Raw genomic sequence first — 20,649 nt, 5'->3', positions numbered from 1 at the left:
CGGCCGAACCCTCTCTCCGAGCACGCCCTCGGCGATAGAGTGATGTGCCAGCCAGTATAGCGTTCGCCATGGGCAGCGACACGGACGTGGTGGTCGTGGGTGGCGGCTCGACGGGTTGTGGCATCGTCCGTGACCTCGCGCTGCGCGGCGTCGACGCCACGCTGGTCGAGCGTGGCAACCTCACCCACGGGACGACGGGCCGGATGCACGGGCTGCTCCACAGCGGCGGGCGGTATGCCGTCTCCGACCAGGAAAGCGCCGCCGAGTGCATCGCCGAGAACCGGGTTCTCCGGGAGATCGCGAGCCACTGCGTCGAGATGACCGGCGGACTGTTCGTCCAACTCCCCGGCGACGCCGACGAGTACTTCGAGGAGAAACTCGCGGGCTGTCGGGCGTGTGGAATCCCCGCCGAGGTGCTCACCGGCGAGGAAGCACGCGAGATGGAGCCGTATCTCACGCGCGACGTCGAGCGCGCCATCCGCGTGCCCGACGGGGCCATCGACCCCTTCCGCCTCTGTGTGGCCAACGCCGCCGACGCCGAGGCACACGGCGCGCGCATCGAGACCCACGCCGAGGTCACGGACGTGCTCGTCGATGACGGCCGCGTGACCGGGGTCGAGGTGCACCACGAGAGCGGTCCCGGCAAGCGCTCACACCACGAACCGGGCGCGACCGAGCGCATCACCGCCGAGCACGTGGTGAACGCGACGGGCGCGTGGGCCGGACAGTTAGGGGCGATGGCGGGCGTCGAGGTCGAGGTTCGCCCCTCGAAGGGCGTGATGACGGTGATGAACACCCGACAGGTCGATACCGTCGTCAACCGCTGTCGGCCGAAGGGCGACGCCGACATCGTCGTCCCCCACGAGACGGCCTGCATCCTTGGCACGACCGACGAGGAGGTCGAGGACCCCGACGACTACCCCGAGGAGCAGTGGGAGGTCGACGCGATGATAGACACCCTCTCGGAACTCGTTCCCATCCTCACGGAGGCCCGCACCCTCCGCTCGTTTTGGGGCGTGCGCCCGCTCTACGAACCGCCCGACACCGGGACCACCGACCCGACGGACATCACGCGGCAGTTCTTCCTGCTCGACCACGCAGAGCGCGACAGTTTGGAGGGGATGACGTCCATCGTGGGTGGCAAGCTCACCACCTATCGGCTGATGGCCGAGGGGATAACGAACCACGTCTGTGAGAAACTCGGCATCGAGGGGAGCTGTCGTACCGCCGAGCAACCCCTTCCAGGGAGCGAGGATTTCTCGGTGCTTCGGGACTACATGGAGGAGTTCGGGCTGCGCTCGCCGGTCGGCCGCCGGAGCACCGAACGGCTGGGAAGCATGGCCGACGACGTACTGAAGACCGACGGCCCCAACCCCGTCATTTGTACGTGCGAGGCGGTCACGCGCGCGGAACTCGACCACGCAATCACGGATGCGGGCACCGATCTGAATGCGACGCGCATCCGCACCCGTGCCTCGATGGGTAACTGTCAGGGTGGCTTTTGCGCCCATCGGATGGCCGCGTTGCTCCACCCCGAGTACGACGAGGCGACGACGAGAACCGCCCTCGACGAACTGTACGAGGAGCGCTGGAAGGGCCAGCGCCACGCGCTCTGGGGCGAACAGCTCTCACAGGCGATGCTCACTCACGCGCTACATGCGACCACGATGAACCGCGACCGCGACCCGGCGGCGTCGGGAGAAGAAATCGAGTACGACCGTTTCGATGCGGGTCCGCCCACGCCGGAAGCGACGGCCGATGGCGGCCGTGCTGGTGCGCACGACGAAACCGGCAACGAGGAGGACGAGCGTGGCGATTGAGGACGACGTCTGTGTCATTGGCGGCGGTCTCGCGGGCATGACGGCCGCGCTTCGAGCGGCCCGCGAGGGCGCGCGGGTGCGGCTACTTTCCCACAAAAAGAGCACGCTCCGGCACGCGAGTGGTCTCGTCGATGTGCTGGGCTACGCCGACGGCGAACTCCTCGCCGAGCCGTTCGACGCGCTCGCGGCGCTCCCCGACAGTCACCCCTACCGGCGTGTCGGCAGCGATGCCGTGCGAGCGGGGCTTTCCCTGTTCGACGACGTGACCGGCGACGCCTATCGAGGGGCACACACCGACACGAACGCGCTCGTGCCGACCCACGGTGGCACCGTGAAGCCGACCGCGCGCTACCCGGCGAGCGTGGCTGCGGGAGTGGCGAGCGATTCGCGCGAAACGTTGTTGGTAGGTTTCGAGACGCTGACCGCCTTCGACGCGCCGCTCGCGGCCGACCACCTCGACGCCGCCGGCGTTCCCGGAGCGACGCGGGGCGTCACCGTCGAGTTCCCGGGCGATTTCCGGGCCGACTCGCGCGTGACGCGCTTCGCCCGCGCGCTCGACGATGACGAGACCGTCGAAACGCCGACCGGTCCGACACCGGTGCGGCGCGCGCTCACGCGAGCGGTCGAACCCCACCTCGGGGCTGCGGAGCGAGTCGGGTTTCCGGCGGTGCTCGGCGAGGATGGGCCACGGGAGGTCCGGAACGCGCTCGAATCGTATCTCGAAACCGACGTTTTCGAGGTGCCGATGGGACCGCCGAGCCTGCTCGGACTCCGGCTCGAAGCGCTGTTCCGAGGAGCGCTCGACGAGGCGGGTGTCCGCCGGACGACCGGCAACCCCGTCGTGGCGTTCGACGCGGACGACGGACGAATCCGAAGCGCGTCGACCGACCGCAACGGTCGACGAGTGCCCTTCCACGCCGACGAGTTCGTGCTCGCTACTGGTGGACTGGTCGGCAAAGGCATCGACTCGAATCGAGAGCGGGTCGTCGAGCCGGTCTTCGACTGTCACGTCCGCCATCCCGGCGACCGCTACGCGTGGTTCGCCGAGGAAGCCTTCGGCGAGCACTCCTTCGCCCGCTTCGGCCTCATGGTGGACGACGACTTGCGGCCGCTCGATGGTGATGGGACCGTCGAGTACGACAACCTCCGTGCTGCCGGGGGTGTCATCGGCGGTGCGGACTTCGCGGCGGAGAAATCGGGCAGCGGCATCTCGCTCGCGACCGGTCACGCGGCCGGCCGTGCGGCGGGCGAAGCGGCGAACCAGTGATACAGCATGAGTGATGCACCAACCCACGACGAGTTCGAGCCGGTGGATGTGTTCGAGACGACCGCAATGGACCTCCGTCCGGGCGCGGACGACTGCTACAAGTGTTCGACGTGTGATACGTCCTGCCCGGTCGCCGAAGTGGACGACGAGTTCCCCGGCCCGAAATTTCAGGGACCCGAACAGTGGCGGCTCAAGCGCAAGGAAGGGCACGATATCGACGATTCGATTACGTCGTGTTCGAACTGCATGCGCTGTGACGATGCCTGCCCCTCCTCGGTGCCGCTGAGTCAGATGCACAACACCGCCCGCGGCGAATATGTCGAGAGCCAGCGGTTCGGCCGGGAGGCGCTCTCGGCACTCGCCGACGGCAACCCGCGCGAGGCGCTCTCGATTGTCCGGGAGGGTCACGAGGGACTCATCGAACGATTGAGAAACCGTGTGCTCGCCAACTACCACACGTCGGCGTGGCTCGCCTCCCACGCGCCGAGGGTCGCGAATGTCGTCATGAACTTCGGGCCGGCGCGTTGGGCAATGGAGCAGACGATGGGTGTGACGGGCGAGCGCGAGTTTCCGGCATTCGCCGACCAGACCTTTCGGGAGTGGTGGGCCGCACGCGGCGGCGCACGGGTCGAAAATCCCGACAAGCGGGTGGCGTACTTCCACGGCTGTTACTCGAACTTCAACACGCCCGAGGTCGGGAAGGCGATGGTCAGAGTATACGAGAACTTCGGCTACGAGGTTCTCGTCCCGTCGCAGAAGTGTTCGGGGACGCCGATGTTCGCCAACGGGATGCTCGGCGATGCACGTCGCCATGCCGTGACCAACGTCGCAAATCTCGCCGACGCAATCGAAAGCGGGGCCGACGTCGTCGCCTCCTGTACCTCCTGTTCGATGGCGCTCGGCCAGGAGTACCCCGAACTGTTCGCCCTCGACGGCATCGAGGACGTGGCCGCCCACACCTACGAGGGCGTCGAGTACCTCCGCCTGCACGAGGACGTGGAGGGTGCGCTCGACGGGGCGTCCGTCGATGACGAATTCGCCTACCACGCGCCATGTCACGCCCGCAATCAGGGACTCGACACGCAGGCCGTCGAGCTGTTCGGCGACCTCGACGGCGTCACCATTGAGGACGTCGGCGACTCCTGTTCGGGCATCTCGGGGACCTACGGCTGGAAGGCAGAGAAATACGACTACTCGATGGCAATCGGCGCGGAGATGTTCGAACACATGGAAGCGGCCGCCGGCGAGACGGGGATGACCGAGTGTCCGACCTGCGCGATGCAGATGGAACACGGCACCGGCTACGATATTCGCCACCCGCTCGAACTCCTCGAAGCGGCGCTGGTCGAGGCTGCCGATTAGCGGCGCTCGATGCGTAGCTCGTGGGCCTCGACGTCCTCGAAGGCGGCGACCTGTCCGCCGACGACGACCTCATCCATGTCGGTCTCGACGGTGATGGTCGCCGTCCGATTGGTCGGGTCGGTGCTGACGTCGACGACCGCCCCCTGCACCGACCGGTGCTCGCCGGTTTCGACGTCCCGGCCCTCGACGATGGCCGCGAACTCGCCCTCGCTTTCGGCGAGGTCTGCCGTACACCGCCGCATCGAGGCGTAGCGCCGTGGAAACGCTCGCCCATCGCCGTCGTCGAGGAGCACGTCGGCGGTCGTCCAGAGCAGCGTCTCGAAGAAGCCCGACACGAGGAAGCCGAGTTCCGAGCGATTGAAGACGACGCCGTAGCGCTCGCTGTCGGCGGTGAGGGCGTCCTGTGTCGCGTAGACCGCGTGGGTGCCGTCGGCGACGGCGAGCACGGGAGTGGTGATGCCGCGGCGGGCGCGGACGGCGGTGGCCACAGTCGAATAGTCGTACTCGTTGGCCGGCGGGGCGTCGGCGGCGGGCGTGAGGAGGAGTTCGGTCGTGACGCCGGCCTCGCGGCGGGCGGCGAGGGAATCCTCGAACCGTTCGACGAGTGTGGGCGTCAGCGAGATGATGAGTTCGTACTCGGCCTCCTCGATGACCGTTTCGAGGTGGCGGAGGACGGTGGTGCGCGATTTGACCAGCGCGGCCGCCGTGGTGTCGCGCGCCGGCGCGGTATAGCGGGTCTTGAGACCGGCGACGAGCGCGTCGAGCGAGGCGTGGACGTCCTCGAAGGCCGTCTCGGGGTCGACCGCGAGCACCTCGATGGGGCGTGACTCGCGGAGTTCGACCAGCCCGCGCTCTTCGAGATTCCGAACGGTATCGTAGACGCGCGGTTGCGGGATATCGGTCCGGTCGGCGACCTTCGCCGCGGTCAGCCGGCCGTGTTCGAGCACGGCCAGATACGCATCGGTCTCGTACTCGCCGAGGTCGAAGCGGTGGCTCACGTGGGTGAGGGCGTCGGCGAGGTCCTCCGAAGGCATAGTTGTCCTACTCAGGGATGAGCCATTGAACGCTCCGGTTTCGATTGTCTCTCAACCCGATGCGGGCAACAACCGCCGCGCGAGGAGGGTGGCCAGCGAGCGCCGCTGGATGCAGACGAACCCGGCGACGATGGCGGCGAACCCGAGCGCCGTCAGCGGGTCGATGAGCTGGCCGAGGACGAGCCACGACAGCACCGTCGCGGCAGCGGGTTCGAGGTAGCCGATGAGGTTGACCTGCGCCGGGCCGAGCCGGTCGAGTAGCGTGAAGTAGATGAGAAAGGCACCGGCACCGGGGACGAGACCGAGATAGGCAAGCGAGAGGCTCGCCGTCGGCGTCCACCGAATCGCCGCGAGCGACTCGCCGCGTGCGCTCCCGGCGAGGAGGAGCAGCGCCGCCCCGATGAGCATCGCCCACGCCTGTACCGTGCGCATCGGCAGCATGGTCTCGATGGTACGCGTCAGCACGCCGCCGAGGGCGAACGCCGCGGCCGCGAAGAAGACCAACACGATGCCCGTCATGTCGCCGGCCAGCAACGCGCCCGGGTCGAGGGCCGCGAGCCGGTCGCCAAGGGGCAACGTGCTCCCCTCGGCGATGCCGGGTTGGGCGACCAGCATCACCCCGAGAAGGCCGAACCCGAACCCGAGACCGTCCATTGCCGAGAGATGCGTATCGAGGATGGCGACGGCGAACAGCGCCGTCAGGACGGGACCGAGGCTGACGACGATGGCCGCGACGGCACCGCTGACGTGCTGTTGGCCCAGATAGAGGAAGGCGTGATGGCCGCCGATGAGGAAGGCCCCCGCGACGCCCGCGAGCGCCCATTCCCGAGGGGCGCGTGGTCGCCAGCGCGACGTTGTCCGCCATGCGTAGCCGAGAACCACCACGCCGGCGAACAGAAATCGTAGGCCGGCGAACTGCAGCGGCGGAAAATAGGGCAGCCCGATGTCGATGGCGACGAACGAACTCCCCCAGAGCGTGCCGAGCGCGACGAACGCGGCCGCGAGCAGTCGCTGACTCATCGACACCGCCGCTCGGTCGAACGGTCGCTACAGCACGGCCGGAGAACCACACCACCTGCTATCGAATCGAATGCAATCATCTCATCGATAGCTAGGCAGTTGGGCTATTATATTGCTGTTGGTCTATTCGTTCGTGAATGATTGCGATAGTTCTTGTGACTGGTTCAAGACAACACCTCACACCCGGTCTTCGCCGGACGCTCGACCCACGTATCGGGGCGACGAGCGGCGAATGAACGCCGAGGACCGCTGTGTACGAACCGTTCGACGCTCTCTCGGCGCTGTTACCAGCTGTTTGAATCGTGTTTCGTGTGGTAGCATACGTTCTAGTTCAAAGAGGTGAGTCGGCACGGTAGACACTCGGAGAGTCCTAACCTGAGTTCGACGGGGTGCTGCGACGGTCAAATATACACCACACAGCAGAGCACGCTGTTCTCCAGCGCGATCATCAAGCAAATTTCTCTGCCGTCGCCTCAGTGAAATAAGGCATATGTCCGGCTGAATTCTCCACTGACGAACTGGAGCTAGCTCTGGCGGAGCGCCTCAATTGAGCGATCTTCCCCTACGGCGAACCCAAGCGTGAGTGCCCGCATAGAGTGGCTGCGTGGAATTTCCGCCACTGCTTACCGAGTGCGGTCGTGCGAGGTAGTTCTTGTCACCGTTTCCGGGCAAGGCCTGCACAAGCCGGCGTTCGATTACTCCAGTCGGAGGCCGGTACACCATTTTCGACCGTGCCTACACTCGCTTCAGACCGTACTCTGTAGGCTCGATCTTTTCGATGGCAGGGAGATGGCGTAACACCGGATGAATGACCCAATACAGCGTCACAAACAGAAAGCCGATACCAGTCACAGCGATGACGGCGGTACTCCCGACCCTCTCCCCTGCTACCCCGCCGAGCAGCGAGCCAAGTGGTTCCGCCATCGCAGAGCCGCTGATGATGACCGAAGTCACACGTCCCAGTAGCTTCTCGGGAACATATGTCTGAATCAACGACATGAAAACGACGTTCGTTGCCCCGATTGGGGTCCACGCGAGACAGAACAGCAGCGCCGTCGCGGGGAGCCACTGAACATAGATCGCCCCCAGCCACGTGATGCCACTCAGGAGAAACCCGATGGCCATCAGACGCTGTACTGAGACCCGTTTCAGTAGTGAGGCACTGAGCGCGCCGAGCAAGAGGCCAGCAGTTATCGCAGCGAGTAGTATTCCGTACGTTCTCGCACCACCACGAAGCGAGGCGAACGCGGGAAGCGTGGCCATCGTCGCACCGATGGCGAAATTGACAACTAGTGGCGGGACGAGCATCGATACAAAGATCGTCCCGCGTGTATATTCGATTCCCTCGCGGAGATTCCCCACATAGTTCGAGAGTGCCGACGCAACCTGATCCGTACTCTCCTCGGTCTCGCTGTCCTCGACAGCAGGGATTCTCGTCGTGGCGAAGACGAGTGCTGTCACAGCGAACGTCACTGAATCAATCAGATACAATGAAACTGCACCCACGAGCGCGACGAGGATTCCACCAAGCGATGAGAATGCCGTATCCACGCCCTGATAGGCGAACGAAAACGCCGAATTCGCATCGACCAGTTCCTCGTCGTCAACGATTCTGGGCAGAGCAGCACTCTGTGCTGGATAGACGAACTGGTTGAGCATTGCAACGACCGGCATCACGATCAGTACGAGTTCTACCGATAGCCACCCTTTCCATGCGGCGAACGGAATGATGAGTACGAACACGCCCTGAAGCACCTGCGTAGCGACGAGAAGTCGTCGAAGATCCCAACGGTCGACGAATGGTCCCGTGAGAAACTGCAACGCTTGTGGAACGAGAGTTAGAAATCCCGCGAGTCCAGTATAGATCGCCGAACCACTGAGGTCGTACGCGAGCCACATCGCGGCGATGTAGTAGAGACTGTCACCCGCGTTCGTAATTATCCGTCCAGCGAAGAGTCGCCTGAACGCCACGTTTCCGAAGAGTGCTCGCATCGAAGAGAGAAGGAGACATCGAGAGATAATAGTTAGCAGAACGCCATTTCTGTAAGCTGCCTACCCGAAGCCCATTTCTGTAAGACAGATTAGACGGGCGAGACGGAGAGGTCTTCATCGACCACTATTTCGAGGGAGTCCCCATCGAGTTCGAGGGTCGTTTCGATGCGCCACGGGTTCCGTGAGAGAACTATCAGGTTCTCCTCACGCAGCCACGGAAGCTCCCAGAGCGGCGTTTCGCCGAGATCGATACCGTGGTTGTGGTGGAAGGCGTAGACGGCCGGGTGTGAGAGAAGATAAATGCCAATCGAGGATACGGAGCTCTCGGTACACCGCTCACAACGATATTCGATACCAACCTCCTGTCCTTCGTAGAAATACTCGGAATCGTCAATTATCGAACCACACATGCGGCCAGCACAGTTTGGACAGAGTCCTCCAAATGCTGACACGGAATATGACCGAATCCGACTATGGAATGCGTGGACGAGTTCATCGCGGGAACGGTTCACGAACGCACCGGGTGGGAAACCAAACGTCGAAATCACCTGATTGCAGGCGGGGCAGCTGATAGTAACACGCTCGTGCTTGTATTCTGCCACTAGTGTCGACCCGCAAACAGAGCAGATCGAGTCAAGTTCGAACGAGAGCGATGCTCCGCGTTGGTTGAACGTTCCCGAAAAGATAGCCCCAATGACCCGTCGACCGGCGTAGGTCAATTCGTACTTGCTGTCTTCGGTATGACGTACGAAGCTACCGACGAGTTGATTGAGGTGATAGTTGAACTGGCCGCTATCATCCACGTTGGCGTAGCTCCGTAGTGTCGAAAAAGAGAGTGATTCCTCGCTGGCCTCGTTAAATGCCTGAATGATTCTGATGCGGTTTTCGTTTCCGAGCAGCGCGAAGGCGTTCTCCGGTGAACGCTTCTCCGTATCGGCCTGTTTGGTTGAATCGGGCATGCGATGAGGTTTCACCCGAGAAGGATAGTTCTATCCTCTATCTCATGAGGATCGGTTTTGAACACAACCATGCTTCCACTCGTCGTCTCGGCTTAAGCTAGAACATGTAGTGCGGCAGTGAGGCCCGCATCGGCTCCAGCGGGTTTCGAGAACGGTGGAGGGAGGGGAGGAAATGGGGATTCAGACGGTCACTCTCGGGCCTGCCGAACCGTGAGTACGGGCGCGTCGCCGGTTCTGACGACGCGTTCGGTCACGCTGCCGACGAGGTAGCGCTCGACGCCCGTGCGGCCGTGGGTACCCATCGTGACGAGGTCGATGCCCGCCTCGTCGACGTAGTCGGTGATGGCGCGGTAGGGCGTCCCCTGCACGACATCGGTAACGACCTCGACGTCGCGGGTCTCGGCCGCCTCGGCCACAGTCCCAACGGCGCGCTCGCAGTCGTCGGACCACGCATCGAGCACCGTCGAGATGCCGGGACCGGCGTCGTAGGAACCAACGAGCGAACTCAGATCGACGACCGACAGCGCGTGGACGGTGCCGCCGTAGCGCTCGGCGATGGCCAGCCCGTGTTCGACGGCGGCGTTCGCGGCGTCGCTACCATCGGTGGGAATCAGCACGTCGCCGTAGGAGGGGTCGCCGTCCGGTTCGCGCCGCGTCGTAAAGACGGGAACGTCGCTCGTCCGGCCGACACGTTCGGTCACGCTGCCGATGAGCACCCGCTGGAGACCCGTGCGGCCGTGGGTACCCATCGCGATGAGGTCGACATCGTGTGCGGCGGCGTCGTCGAGAATGGTCTCGTGGACCGTGCCGTGCTCGACTGCCGTCTCGTAGGGTACGTCAGCCTCGGCTGCGAGCGCGTCGAGCGCGTCGGTCGCCTCCTCGTCGAGTACCGTCTTCCGGTCGGTCAGCGAGTCGAGGTCGACGAGACCGCTGCTGTTCGCTTCGTCGACGACGCTCAGAAAGCGCACGCGACCCCCGAAGGCATCGGCGAGCGCCAGTCCGTGGCGTGCGGCCCCTCTTGCCCCGGCGCTGCCGTCGGTCGGAACGAGGATGGTCTCGTACATGGCTTCCCCCTCCATTCGACGGCGAGTGATAAAAAGCGGCGGTCGGCCGTCGGCGGGATGCGGTCAGCCCTCGACGAACCGCTCGGGGACGTATTCGGCCCCACCTCGGCGGGCACGAACCCGACCAAACGCTCGGTGACCTCGGGAACGCGCCGACGGACGAGCGCGTAGGCGACCGAGAGACAGAGCGCCGCCCCGACCAGCCAGCGCATCGCGGTGCCCGCGACGAGAAGCGCCGGGAGGGAAAACAGCGCCCCGAGCAGGGCGTCCTCTGGCGCGCCGTCATAGCGCACCTACCGCCGTGGGCGGTGCCAGCGGCCCGTATAGTGGTTGTACACCGCCCGCTCGGAAGTCGCCTCCCACGGTCGGAGTTCGAGACCGCCGCCGAAGGCGTCCATCGTCGAGTGTAGCGCCGCCGCGAGCAGAAAGCACGCGAGACCGACGGTCGCCGGTCCGGTCCCAATCGCCACAAGCACACCCCCGGCGAGAGCGAGCGGCCAGTAGTAAACGGGGAAATGCAGCGTCTTCCGGTGGCCGACATAGAGGTCGAGGTCGGGGAACAACCCGCCGACGAACCCCGCTGGAAGCGCCACGCCCGCCTGCTCGGAGGCGACGAGTGCGGCGAGTGCCACGCCGGCTAGCGCGTGCGTCGTCGCCATCATCGTCCGTGTGTCGGCGACCGTCGACCAAAACGATGCCGTCCGGGCCGTCAGCGATGCCGACCGGCGGAGCAGAGGTCGGCTAGGTGAATTTCTCATGCACGACCGAATCAGAAATTTAGATTGCGAACAGATACCGCGACTACAGTCCCCCCCCCCTGATTAAAACATTAGAAGAAGCATCCATGGCAGGCCAGACAACGACGATGCCATGGGTTTCTGCTCCTTGCCCTCAGCCATATGGCCTCATCAGGCTACCCATCAACCCATCGCAGGTCCAACACTGGGGAAAGACTTCTGATTAGGGAACGCTGAACACAAGAGTTTTGCAGCTTTTTTCGTTTAAGCGTTGTGAATTTGAGGTCGCTGGTAAACGATGAGTTCACGTCTCCTACAGATTATTTATATATTTGTCAATAACAGTGTTTAAATATACTCTATCCTATATATACTAGGGATTAGATTTATGGATTATTTACCGTATGACCAGATGTATTTCAATTCGATTGATTGACCACTCATTTCCTGCCAACCCCCATTTGACAGGATATTGGGAAATTTAGATGTCGAGTAGCGAAATCGATTTATCGATCCCACCCGAAAAGGCCGTGTACTCGGGCTTCGTCCGTCCTTTCTTCGTTTGCCCATCGGTTCGCCACCAGAGCGGGGGCGTCCTCCGATGGCACTGCTCTGAGATGCGCCGTGCCGGATGCCGACCCGTTTTGGTGGACGCTGGGTATCCCTGACGGGGCTGGGCACGGACCGCTACATACCCATGATGAATGAAACAGACCTCCCCTGCTCGGACTGTGGAGCAGAGCTTGATGAACACATCGTCCCCACGTGCGAGCTTCCGGTGTCGACCATCCCGCGTAGCTACATTACTGTCGCCGAATGTCCTTCCTGTAAAGCACGATATTATCCGCAAGAGGCGATTTCTCAGCTGTCCAGCCTCTCAGACGACTCGCATCCACAAGGGGTGGATGAGTGCCGATGAACGATACTGTCGGATCTGCCCGTGATCACGAGGTGTTGCAGGTTGATGCTTTTAAGAAGCAGAGCTCGTTGAAGAGAATGTCTCTATCCTCAATGCCCGAATGACCGCCGGCTTGTGAGCAGCGGCACTGTTCAGCGGGCGTTTATTTCATACCTTGACTGCCCGGTTCCGAGATGTTGATCCGAGATTGATCAGCGGCTGTTTATGACACTACGAAAATAGCCGGTACGAACGCCCTATCCGCGCATTGATCAGCTACCTAGCCGACATCAGAAGAACGAAGTCACCGGCCGGGGACTGCCATACCGACACACGAACCGGGCGAATCCGCTCGACGGCGAAGCACCACGGTCGCTCGGCGCGTGCGGTCATTCCATCGACCACACCCATGACAAACGTCACCGCAGAACTCGTTCGGACGCTCGAACGGCTCGACGTCGAATACCTCTTCGGCTATCCCGGCGGGCGAGCCATCGAACTCCTCGAAGCGCTCGCCACATCGGACATCGAGGTCGTTCGCCCGCGCGACGAGCGCGAGGCGAGCGTGATGGCCGAGATCTACGGCCGACTCCATCGCAAACCGGGTGTGCTCACCGGTCAGGGACCGTGGATCGGCTCCATCGGTGCCATCGGCCAGATGGAAGCCAGATTGGGTTCCTCGCCGATGGTGGTGCTCACCGAGGCCTCCGAACGCGGCGAATACTCGACGCTTGCGCCCTACCAGCAGGCCCGTGGTGACTACGGGGGATTCGCGCTGCCGAAGATTTTGGATGGTATCACCAAGGAGTGGTGGTTCCCGCGGACGGCAAAGGAGACCCTCAGAACCACCCAACTCGCGTTCAAACACGCCACTGCCGGCCGCCCCGGACCCACGGCGGTGATTCTCGACGGCGATGCCGTCACCGCCGAGGTTTCCGACGAGGGTCCGCCCGCGCTCTGGTCGCCCGAGACACAGGTCAAAAACTGGGAATCGCGCCCGACTGACGACGACATCGAGCGCGCAGCCGCACACCTCGCCGCGGCCGAGCGGCCGGTGATTATCGCGGGCAACGGCGTCCACGCCGCGGGAGCGTACGACGAACTCGAAGCCGTCGCCGACACATTTGAGACCGTGGTGACGACCTCCTATCTCGGCAAGTCGGCCATCGCCGAAACGCACGACCTCGCGGCGGGCGTCATCGGCTCGTTCGGCCACGAGGGGGCGAACCGGGCCGTGAGCGAGGCCGACACGCTGCTCGTCGTGGGCTGTCGTCTGAACCCGATGGATACCAACTGGGGGGCCGAATCGTTCATCCGACCCGACGAGCAGACCATCCTCCACGCCGACGTCGACACCCGCAACGCGGGCTGGGTCTATCCCGCCGATGTGGGACTCATCGGCGACGCGAAGCAGAGTTTGAGCGCGCTCGACCAAGCCGCCGAGGCGGTCACACCGGGCAACGACTGGGCACACGAGCGCGCCCGGGAGGCACGCGAGTCGTTCCACGTCCCCGAATGCGACTCGGATGCCGAACCCATTCTGCCCCAGCGTGCGGTCGCCGCAATCGACGGAATTGTGGACGAAGACACGCTCGTGACCGCCGACTCGGGTAACAACCGGTTTTGGTTGCTCAACTACCTCCAGACGCCCGCCCGGCGCACCTACTTCGGCAGCGGCGGCGTCGGCGGAATGGGCTGGGCCGGTCCCGCCGCCGTCTCGGCGGCCATCACCACCGACAGGGACGTACTCGCCGTTGCGGGCGACGGTGGCTTCGCGATGACGATGACCTGCGTCGAGACCGCAGTGGAGTACGGCGTCGCGCCGACGTTCGTCGTGCTCAACGACACGAGTCTCGGGATGGTCCGCCAGATGGACGCGTCGATTCCGGGCGTGGAGTTCCACGACACGGATTTCCTCACGGTCGCCGCGGGGTTCGGGGCGGAGGGAACCCGCATCCGTTCGCCCGCAAACCTCGATGAGGAACTCGCCGCGGCGACGGCGGCCGACGTTCCCACGGTGGTCGACGTGCGCATCGACCCCGATGAGGGGATGGCCGAACGGCTCCAGTCGTCGTTCTACGAAGAGGTCGGCGGTCTCCACGAGTAATCATCGGCGGCGCAACGTTTTTTGTGAACTCGCGTGAGTGTCGAGTCGATGGTAGCCAACGAAACCGTCCTCGTCACCGGTGGTACCGGGTTCATCGGCTCGTACGTTGCGAAGGAGTTCCTCGAAGACGGCCACGAGGTGGTCGCCTACGACCTGTCGACGGACGACCGGATTCTCAGAAAACTCGAGGTCGCCGACGATGTTACGATTCGCCGTGGCGACGTGAGCGACCCCACTGATGTGGTGAACGCGGTCGCCGAGACCGGCGCGACTCACATCGTCCACCTCGCCGCACTGTTGACGAACACGGCCGAATCGAACCCTCGGGCAGCCCTCGACGTCAACGTGCAGGGCACGAGTAACGTCTTCGAGGCGGCGCGCACCCTCGACCACGTCGAGCGCGTCGCGTGGGCCTCCTCGGCGGCCATCTACGCTCCACCACACAACTACGACGACGGCGGTGACTGGTGGGTCACCGAGGACGACCTCGTGTACCCGGACACGCTCTACGGGGCGACGAAAAGCTACAACGAACAGCAGGCCCGCGTCTATCACGAGGAGTACGGCGTCGACCACGTGGCGATTCGGCCCACGGTTGCCTATGGCCCCTACCGCGAAACCGGCGGGTCGGCGTTTCTCGCGGACATCATCGAAAAACCCGCCCTCGGCGAGTCTTTCTCGGTGGGGTACGGCGACCAGGAAATCGACTGGCAGCACGTCGAGGACATCGCCCAAGCGTTTCGGCTGGCGGCGTTCACGCCCGAATCGGACCTCTCCCAGCGCGTTTATAATGTCCGGGGCGAACTCGCAACTGTCCGGGAGGCCGCTGACACGGTTCGAGAGATCGTGCCCGATGCCGACATCGAGGTGAGCGACGAGGGCGAACTGCCGTGGACCCAGCGCCTCGACATGACTGCCTTTCAGGAAGACACGGGCTATGACGTCGAATACGGCCTCGAAACGGGATTTCACAAGTATATCGACGTACTCCGCGAGGAGAACGGTCTCGACCCGCTCTGAGGCCCCACAAGCTCAACTCGTCTGACTGTACTCGTCGACCCACTCCTTGAGGGAGATGCCCATCGCGGACTGGGTGATGGCGTTCGACGAGGCCGAGTTCGCGCTCTTGACCAGCTCGGCCTCCAGCGTGCGTTCAGGTACCTCGCCGAGGAAATGCGGAATCGCGCGCTGAACAGTGATGGGAACGCCGACCTCGTGGGCGAGCGCGTAGCCCGACAACGAGTGGGGGATTTCCTCGGTTGCGTAGCGCTCGCGGTCGGTTCCCGCGAGCAGTTCGGCGTCGACATGGTCGACGTACTCGTAGCATTTGCCGACGTCGTGGAGCAGACACGCCGCGACGACGACGTCGATGTCGGGGTCGGCGTCGTGAAAATCGCGCTGAATGTTTGCCGATTCGAGGGCGATTTTCGTCACACCGCGGACGTGCTCGACGTTCGTGATGTCGTGGATGTTCCACGCATACGGGATGTCCGCGATGTCCTGCCAGCCGCCGCGGTCGAGACCCAACGCCCACGCCTCGACCACGCGCTCGCGGAGGTCGTCGCTGTCGATGCGGTCGAGTTCGGGATAGGCCTCCCGAACCTGTGTCTCGTAATCCGCGTCGGCCATCTCAGTAACCCTCGACATCGCCGACCTCGTCCTTCCAGACCTTCTCTTCGCCGATGAACCGTGGCCGCTGGTCGACATCGAGGAAGTTGTTCACGTCCTCGCGGGCCTCCGCTGCGACCTCGCGGGTGGGGTCGTAATCCCGACTTCCTTCGCTACCGAGCGCTTCGTGCAGGTCGTCGAGCGTCTCGAAGTAGAGTTCGGCGACGCCATCGAACTCGGCGTTGTCGGGGTCGATGGGATAGACAGTCTGGTAGCGGACGACACCCTCGATATCCGTCGCCAGCGGGGAGTGATTGGTTTCCCAATATTCACGAAACTCTTCGTGGCTCATCCCGTCCTGTCGGACGAGGAATGCCGAATGTTTGTAGAGTCCGTCGGTATCGCCCCCGACCTCGTCCTTCCAGACTCTTTCCTCGCCGATGAATCGGGGGCGTCGGTCGACATCGAGGAAATTGTCGACGTCCTCGCGGGCCTCCGCTGCGACTTCGCGGGTGGGGTCGTAATCTCGGCTTCCTTCGCTGCCGAGGGCCTCGTGCAAATCGTCGAGCGTCTCGAAATAGAGTTCCGCAACCCCGTCGAACTCGGCGTTGTCGGGGTCGATGGGATAGACAGTCTGGTAGCGGACGACACCCTCGATATCCGTCGCCAGTGGGGAGTGGGTTTCCTCCCAGTATTCGCGGAACCCCTCGTGGCTCAGTTCGTCTTTGCGGACGAGCAGCGCGACGTGCTTGTACATACTTGCTCGGTTCGATAGCTTGTCGGATAAAATCACGGGGGCGTCGAAATCGCCGGAGCGATCTCCCGAAAACGGCGGGATTTATCCATCGGGTGGGAGAGTGTGCGAACCATGTACGAGCGCGATTTCATGGAGGGGACGCGGGGAACCCAAGCGGTCGATTGGGAGGAGCGCATCGACGTCACACGGCTGCGCGAGGAGCGCTACGAGAGAGCGCTGGAGCGACTCCGCGATTCGGACCTCGGGTCGATGTTGCTGGTCTCGGACCCCAACATCCGGTACGTCACTGGCCTCGCCATGACCGGCGGCAGCGGGGCGGACCACTATACTCTACTGACTGAGAACGGCGACGTTGTCCACTGGGACACCGCCGACCACGCCGCGAACCAGCGGTTCAACTGCCCGTGGCTCGACGACATCCGCTACGCCGCACCGGGGCTTGGCAACGTCCCCCGCGCATCGGGCCGCGATTCGGCGCGCGAGTTTCTCACCGGGAAGATGGCCGAACTCGTCTGCGAGGCGATGGCCGAGTACGGCGTTGCAACGGAACCGATGGGTCTCGACGTCGGCAACACGGGACTCGTCGAGGCCTTCGGGGCGAACGATGTCGAGGTCCGAACGAAGGAGTGCGTGGACCTGATGCACGACGCGCGAAAGGTGAAAACGAGGGACGAAATCGAGTGTCTTCGCCAAGTGGCGGCCATCTGCGAGGCGGGCTTTCAGAAAATCACCGAGTCCGCCCGGCCCGGCAAGCGTGAATCGGAAGTCTGGGGCGACGCCGTGGGCGAACTCTGGCGACACGGCGCGACCGCACAGGGAGGCTACGTGACCAGCGGGCCGAACACGTGGCCGAAACATCAGGCCAACACCACAGATAGAATGATTCGACCGGGCGACATCGTCTATGCCGACTTCTACAACATCGGCTATCTCGGCTATCGGTCGTGTTACTATCGGACCTTCTCGATGGGCGAACCAACACAGGCCCAGAAAGACGCCTACGAGACCGCCCGTGACAACCTCTACGACGTCCTCTCGCGCATCGAACCCGGCGTGACCACCGACGACATCTGTCAGGGGTTCCCGGACATGGCGGGCGAGCACGCCGACTGGTACGACGCCGACGAACACTGGCAGCTGACGACCAACCACTGGGCGCACGGGCTGGGTCTCCAGCTCTACGAGGTACCCCTCATCTGGCGCGGTCTCTCACCCGACCACCCCATCGAAATCGAGGAGGGGATGACGATGGCCGTCGAGACGATGGAGCCGGCCGACCGTCAGGGCGTGCGCGTCGAGGAGATGGTCGTCGTCCGCGAGAACGGCGTCGAAATCCTCTCACAGTGGCCCGTTGAGGAAATCACTCGTATCGACTACTGAATCGGGCGGCGAACTCCCACGCTATCCATCGACACCGGCGTCGTCGATGGCGCTTGTGGGATAGGGTTTTCATATCGGGTACCGCAGACGAGGTATGGAGCTCGGCACCGGACTGTTCACCGGCCAGCGGCGACCAGACGACGACCGCTCGATGGGCGATATCTACGACGAGGTGCTCACGCTCGGACGGGCCATCGACGACGCCGGGCTGGACAGCGCATGGGTCTCCGAACACCACTTCACCGAGGACGGGTATCTCTCGGGGACGATGCCCGCGCTGGGTGCGCTCGCGGCCCAGACCTCGGAAATCGAAATCGGGACGTGCATCGCGCTCGCGCCGCTATACGATGGCGTCCGGCTGGCCGAGGACGCCGCAACCGTCGACCTGCTTTCGGATGGTCGTGCCACGCTCGGACTCGCCATCGGGTCAAATCCCGACGAGTTCGCGGCCTTCGGCGTCCCGCACGAGGAGCGCGCCGAACGACTCGAAGACCAGGTGAACCTCCTCCGGGCGGCGTGGTCGGATGGCCCACTCGACTACGATGCGACCTTCCACGACGTCACACCCAAGGTGAGCGTGACGCCGAAACCGGACGGGGACGTGCCGGTGATGCTCGGCGGGGCGGCAAAACCGGCCGTCCGCCGCGCCGCCCGGACCGCCGACGCGTGGTGTGCGCCCTCGAAGCTCTCGCTGTCAGGTATCGAAAAACGTGTCGAGGACATCCATACCGTGCGCGAGCAGGCGGGCATCGACGGCGAGTTCACGGTGTACGCGCTCGTCCACGGTTGGGTCGGCGGCTCCCGTGAGGAGGCGTGGGAGACGATGAAACCCGGCTACTTCTACCTCCAGCGCCGCTATGCGGAGATTTTCTCCGGCGAGTCGGTCGAGGAACTCACTGCCGAGCGCAAACGGGAGCTGAAAGAGCAAGCCATCTTCGGCACGCCCGAGCAGGTCGCCGCGGAACTCGACCGCTACCGCGCGGCCGCCGGCGACGATGTTCATATCGTTTTCAGGACTTATCATCCCGGCGTCGGCACCGATGCGATGGTCGAATGCATCGACCGGCTCGGCAGCGAGGTCGCGCCGAAGCTTCGGTGAGTCGATACCGACCGAGACCCGTCCGCACCGTCAGAGCCGACGCGAGCGCCGCAGCGAGCGCCGCGAGACGGGACCGTAGTAGTCGTTGACGAACTTCCGTCGCCACCACTCGCCCGTCTCGCGGCGCTCCTCGACGGTGGTGTATTCGTAGCGATAGCGCCGGACGCGGATGTATGTCGGCGGTTCGTCGGGAAACGGGTCCTCGGCGAGCAATCGGCGAACGTCCTCGTTTCCCGCGAGCAGTCGCTCGACGAACCGCGGGAACCACTCGCGGCGCGGCTGCGGCGTCATCGCCGCGAACCAGAGCTGCCAGTCCAGCCGAAGATGATACGGTGCCCATTGCGGCGGCTTGCGGCCCGTATCGGTCGGTTTACCCTTGAACTCGTAGGTCCGCCACTCGGTCTCGTCGGTAGGTTCCTCGTCGTGCGTCCCTTCGATGACGAGTTCGTATCGTTCCTTGGTAATCGACCCGAATGCCCCGTAGGTGTTGACGAGATGCAACGGGTCGAAACTCCGATTCATCGCCTGCCCCGACGAGACGAGGTTCCGCACTGGCCAGTAGCTCAGTATGACGACGACGGCCAGCAGGCCATAGACCGCGACCTGAAGCGGCATGCCGATTGCCATCGTCGTCGGCGGTGCGATATCGGACAGCGCGCTCAACAACGTGTCGCTGAAAGTGCTGATTGCGAGGACGATGGTGAGCGCGTTCAGCCACGCGAAGTTGCCGCTGACCATCAGCCAACCCTGATAGACGATAGTCAGCAGGCCGGCAATCGCGGCAATCGGCTGGGGCGCGAAATAGAAAAACGGCACCGCGAGTTCGATGACGTGATGGACGCCGATGCTCGCCTTGTGTACCCACGCGGGGAGCTTGTCGAAATACCAGCTCAGCGGGTTCGGCATCGGCTGGGTCTCGTAGTGATAGAACAGGCAGGTGAAATCGCGCCAGCACTCGTCACCGCGGAGTTTGATGAGACCCGCGCCGAACATCACGCGAAAGAGCACCCACCGCAGCAGCCAGATGACGATATCGGGCGGGGTCGTGCCCATCCCGCCGAGGAAGATGGCCAGAAAGCCCGTCTCTAATAGGAGGGTCTCCCACCCGAAACCGTAGAACGTTCGCCCGACGTTGACGAAAGAGAGATAGAGCGCCCAGAGACCACCCCAGACGAGTATCGAGGGAAGGGTCCCGAAGGCATCCGATAGGCCCGTGACGGCGAGCACGGAGAGACCGACCCCGGCCCACGCACACGCGGCGATGGCGCTATCGCTCGCGACGAAATAGAAGAGGCTCGGGGCGTTGCGGACATCGATGCGGTCGGTGAACTCGTCGATGGGGAAAATCCCGCTCTCCCCGTGTAGCCCTCGGTACTGATCGGCCGCGACGAGAAACGCGGTGAGGTAGACGACGGCGAGCGCGCGGCGGAAAAGAAACCGGACGAGCCAGTAGCCGGCGATGTCGACCATCGGTGGGCGACCGCTTGCGTCTCGACGCACAAAGGCATCGGTATCTCGGCGCGTGGCCCGCTGCAAGCCCGCCAT

The 20,649-nt window shown here is 63.8% G+C and carries 17 protein-coding genes; 7 read left to right on the top strand and 10 right to left on the bottom strand.

Annotation, left to right across the window (positions count from 1 at the left end):
* Window positions 1-68: 68 nt before the first annotated feature.
* The 3 genes from glpA to ACQUQO_RS05070 are packed head-to-tail and all read left to right on the top strand — an operon-like array spanning window position 69 to window position 4,449.
* A complete protein-coding gene (gene glpA, locus ACQUQO_RS05080) occupies window positions 69-1,820 on the top strand; it encodes an anaerobic glycerol-3-phosphate dehydrogenase subunit GlpA (protein ID WP_435076870.1) in 1,752 nt (583 codons plus the stop codon).
* Window positions 1,810-3,087, top strand: a complete 1,278-nt coding sequence (glpB, locus tag ACQUQO_RS05075) for a glycerol-3-phosphate dehydrogenase subunit GlpB (protein WP_435076869.1) — start codon at window positions 1,810-1,812, stop codon at window positions 3,085-3,087. Before glpA ends, glpB begins: the two co-directional genes overlap by 11 nt.
* 6 nt (window positions 3,088-3,093) lie before the next feature.
* Window positions 3,094-4,449 carry an anaerobic glycerol-3-phosphate dehydrogenase subunit C gene (locus ACQUQO_RS05070; RefSeq protein WP_435076868.1) on the top strand — a complete coding sequence of 452 codons (1,356 nt, stop codon included), beginning with the start codon at window positions 3,094-3,096 and terminating at the stop codon, window positions 4,447-4,449.
* On the opposite strand, the gene trmB is transcribed toward ACQUQO_RS05070, so the two are convergent.
* The 7 genes from trmB to ACQUQO_RS05035 all read right to left on the bottom strand — a co-directional run bounded on the left by trmB (window position 4,446) and on the right by ACQUQO_RS05035 (window position 11,177).
* A complete protein-coding gene (trmB, locus tag ACQUQO_RS05065; RefSeq protein WP_435076867.1) occupies window positions 4,446-5,483 on the bottom strand; it encodes an HTH-type sugar sensing transcriptional regulator TrmB in 1,038 nt (345 codons plus the stop codon). The genes ACQUQO_RS05070 and trmB overlap by 4 nt on opposite strands.
* A gap of 51 nt (window positions 5,484-5,534) precedes the next feature.
* The gene (locus ACQUQO_RS05060; protein WP_435076866.1) at window positions 5,535-6,503 is read right to left on the bottom strand and encodes a DMT family transporter; all 969 of its coding nucleotides are present in this window, start codon (window positions 6,501-6,503) and stop codon (window positions 5,535-5,537) included.
* 735 nt (window positions 6,504-7,238) lie between these two features.
* Window positions 7,239-8,495, bottom strand: a complete 1,257-nt coding sequence (locus ACQUQO_RS05055) for an MFS transporter (protein WP_435076865.1) — start codon at window positions 8,493-8,495, stop codon at window positions 7,239-7,241.
* 89 nt (window positions 8,496-8,584) lie between these two features.
* On the bottom strand, window positions 8,585-9,454 hold the full coding sequence (locus ACQUQO_RS05050) for a DUF7351 domain-containing protein (RefSeq protein ID WP_435076864.1): 870 nt from the start codon (window positions 9,452-9,454) through the stop codon (window positions 8,585-8,587).
* Window positions 9,455-9,642: 188 nt separating this feature from the next.
* Window positions 9,643-10,518, bottom strand: a complete 876-nt coding sequence (locus ACQUQO_RS05045; protein ID WP_435076863.1) for a universal stress protein — start codon at window positions 10,516-10,518, stop codon at window positions 9,643-9,645.
* Window positions 10,410-10,811 (bottom strand): hypothetical protein, encoded by a 402-nt coding sequence (locus ACQUQO_RS05040; protein WP_435076862.1) that lies wholly within the window; start codon window positions 10,809-10,811, stop codon window positions 10,410-10,412. The genes ACQUQO_RS05045 and ACQUQO_RS05040 overlap by 109 nt, the downstream gene beginning before the upstream one ends.
* Window positions 10,812-11,177: a hypothetical protein gene (locus ACQUQO_RS05035; RefSeq protein ID WP_435076861.1), complete on the bottom strand. Its 366-nt coding sequence runs from the start codon at window positions 11,175-11,177 to the stop codon at window positions 10,812-10,814.
* A 1,385-nt stretch (window positions 11,178-12,562) separates the two neighbouring features.
* Here ACQUQO_RS05035 and ACQUQO_RS05030 point away from each other — a divergent pair.
* Together ACQUQO_RS05030 and ACQUQO_RS05025 are read left to right on the top strand one after the other, a co-directional pair.
* Complete coding sequence (locus tag ACQUQO_RS05030) at window positions 12,563-14,260, top strand: thiamine pyrophosphate-binding protein (RefSeq protein ID WP_435076860.1); 1,698 nt, start codon at window positions 12,563-12,565, stop codon at window positions 14,258-14,260.
* Window positions 14,261-14,308: 48 nt separating this feature from the next.
* Window positions 14,309-15,280 carry an NAD-dependent epimerase/dehydratase family protein gene (locus ACQUQO_RS05025; RefSeq protein WP_435076859.1) on the top strand — a complete coding sequence of 324 codons (972 nt, stop codon included), beginning with the start codon at window positions 14,309-14,311 and terminating at the stop codon, window positions 15,278-15,280.
* A gap of 12 nt (window positions 15,281-15,292) precedes the next feature.
* On the opposite strand, the gene ACQUQO_RS05020 is transcribed toward ACQUQO_RS05025, so the two are convergent.
* Together ACQUQO_RS05020 and ACQUQO_RS05015 are read right to left on the bottom strand one after the other, a co-directional pair.
* Entirely contained in the window at window positions 15,293-15,889 is a 597-nt protein-coding gene (locus ACQUQO_RS05020) for an HD domain-containing protein (protein WP_435076858.1), read from the bottom strand.
* A 1-nt stretch (window position 15,890) separates the two neighbouring features.
* Entirely contained in the window at window positions 15,891-16,625 is a 735-nt protein-coding gene (locus tag ACQUQO_RS05015) for an EthD domain-containing protein (RefSeq protein ID WP_435076857.1), read from the bottom strand.
* A 111-nt stretch (window positions 16,626-16,736) separates the two neighbouring features.
* Here ACQUQO_RS05015 and ACQUQO_RS05010 point away from each other — a divergent pair, with 111 nt between their 5' ends.
* Both ACQUQO_RS05010 and ACQUQO_RS05005 read left to right on the top strand, forming a co-directional pair.
* Window positions 16,737-18,005, top strand: coding sequence for a M24 family metallopeptidase (locus ACQUQO_RS05010; RefSeq protein WP_435076856.1), 1,269 nt, complete (start codon window positions 16,737-16,739; stop codon window positions 18,003-18,005).
* A 94-nt stretch (window positions 18,006-18,099) separates the two neighbouring features.
* A complete protein-coding gene (locus ACQUQO_RS05005) occupies window positions 18,100-19,104 on the top strand; it encodes an LLM class flavin-dependent oxidoreductase (protein ID WP_435076855.1) in 1,005 nt (334 codons plus the stop codon).
* A 30-nt stretch (window positions 19,105-19,134) separates the two neighbouring features.
* Here ACQUQO_RS05005 and ACQUQO_RS05000 read toward each other — a convergent pair whose 3' ends face one another.
* Window positions 19,135-20,574 carry a lipase maturation factor family protein gene (locus ACQUQO_RS05000; protein WP_435076854.1) on the bottom strand — a complete coding sequence of 480 codons (1,440 nt, stop codon included), beginning with the start codon at window positions 20,572-20,574 and terminating at the stop codon, window positions 19,135-19,137.
* Between the last annotated feature and the right edge of the window lie 75 nt (window positions 20,575-20,649).

The sequence above is a fragment of the Halococcus sp. AFM35 genome, from assembly GCF_051195015.1.
In the GTDB taxonomy this organism is placed as follows: Archaea; Halobacteriota; Halobacteria; order Halobacteriales; family Halococcaceae; genus Halococcus.
The sequence above is the reverse complement of the archived record's forward strand: the minus strand, read 5'-3'. Positions and strand labels throughout refer to the sequence as shown.

Excerpts from the sequence above, each read along its gene's own strand:
- glpA (WP_435076870.1), top strand. The coding sequence starts at position 69 with ATGGGCAGCGACACGGACGTGGTGGTCGTGGGTGGCGGCTCGACGGGT.
- ACQUQO_RS05070 (WP_435076868.1), top strand. The coding sequence starts at position 3,094 with ATGAGTGATGCACCAACCCACGACGAGTTCGAGCCGGTGGATGTGTTC.
- trmB (WP_435076867.1), bottom strand. The coding sequence starts at position 5,483 with ATGCCTTCGGAGGACCTCGCCGACGCCCTCACCCACGTGAGCCACCGC.
- ACQUQO_RS05060 (WP_435076866.1), bottom strand. The coding sequence starts at position 6,503 with ATGAGTCAGCGACTGCTCGCGGCCGCGTTCGTCGCGCTCGGCACGCTC.
- ACQUQO_RS05055 (WP_435076865.1), bottom strand. The coding sequence starts at position 8,495 with ATGCGAGCACTCTTCGGAAACGTGGCGTTCAGGCGACTCTTCGCTGGA.
- ACQUQO_RS05050 (WP_435076864.1), bottom strand. The coding sequence starts at position 9,454 with ATGCCCGATTCAACCAAACAGGCCGATACGGAGAAGCGTTCACCGGAG.
- ACQUQO_RS05045 (WP_435076863.1), bottom strand. The coding sequence starts at position 10,518 with ATGTACGAGACCATCCTCGTTCCGACCGACGGCAGCGCCGGGGCAAGA.
- ACQUQO_RS05035 (WP_435076861.1), bottom strand. The coding sequence starts at position 11,177 with ATGGCGACGACGCACGCGCTAGCCGGCGTGGCACTCGCCGCACTCGTC.
- ACQUQO_RS05030 (WP_435076860.1), top strand. The coding sequence starts at position 12,563 with ATGACAAACGTCACCGCAGAACTCGTTCGGACGCTCGAACGGCTCGAC.
- ACQUQO_RS05025 (WP_435076859.1), top strand. The coding sequence starts at position 14,309 with ATGGTAGCCAACGAAACCGTCCTCGTCACCGGTGGTACCGGGTTCATC.
- ACQUQO_RS05020 (WP_435076858.1), bottom strand. The coding sequence starts at position 15,889 with ATGGCCGACGCGGATTACGAGACACAGGTTCGGGAGGCCTATCCCGAA.
- ACQUQO_RS05015 (WP_435076857.1), bottom strand. The coding sequence starts at position 16,625 with ATGTACAAGCACGTCGCGCTGCTCGTCCGCAAAGACGAACTGAGCCAC.
- ACQUQO_RS05010 (WP_435076856.1), top strand. The coding sequence starts at position 16,737 with ATGTACGAGCGCGATTTCATGGAGGGGACGCGGGGAACCCAAGCGGTC.
- ACQUQO_RS05005 (WP_435076855.1), top strand. The coding sequence starts at position 18,100 with ATGGAGCTCGGCACCGGACTGTTCACCGGCCAGCGGCGACCAGACGAC.
- ACQUQO_RS05000 (WP_435076854.1), bottom strand. The coding sequence starts at position 20,574 with ATGGTCGACATCGCCGGCTACTGGCTCGTCCGGTTTCTTTTCCGCCGC.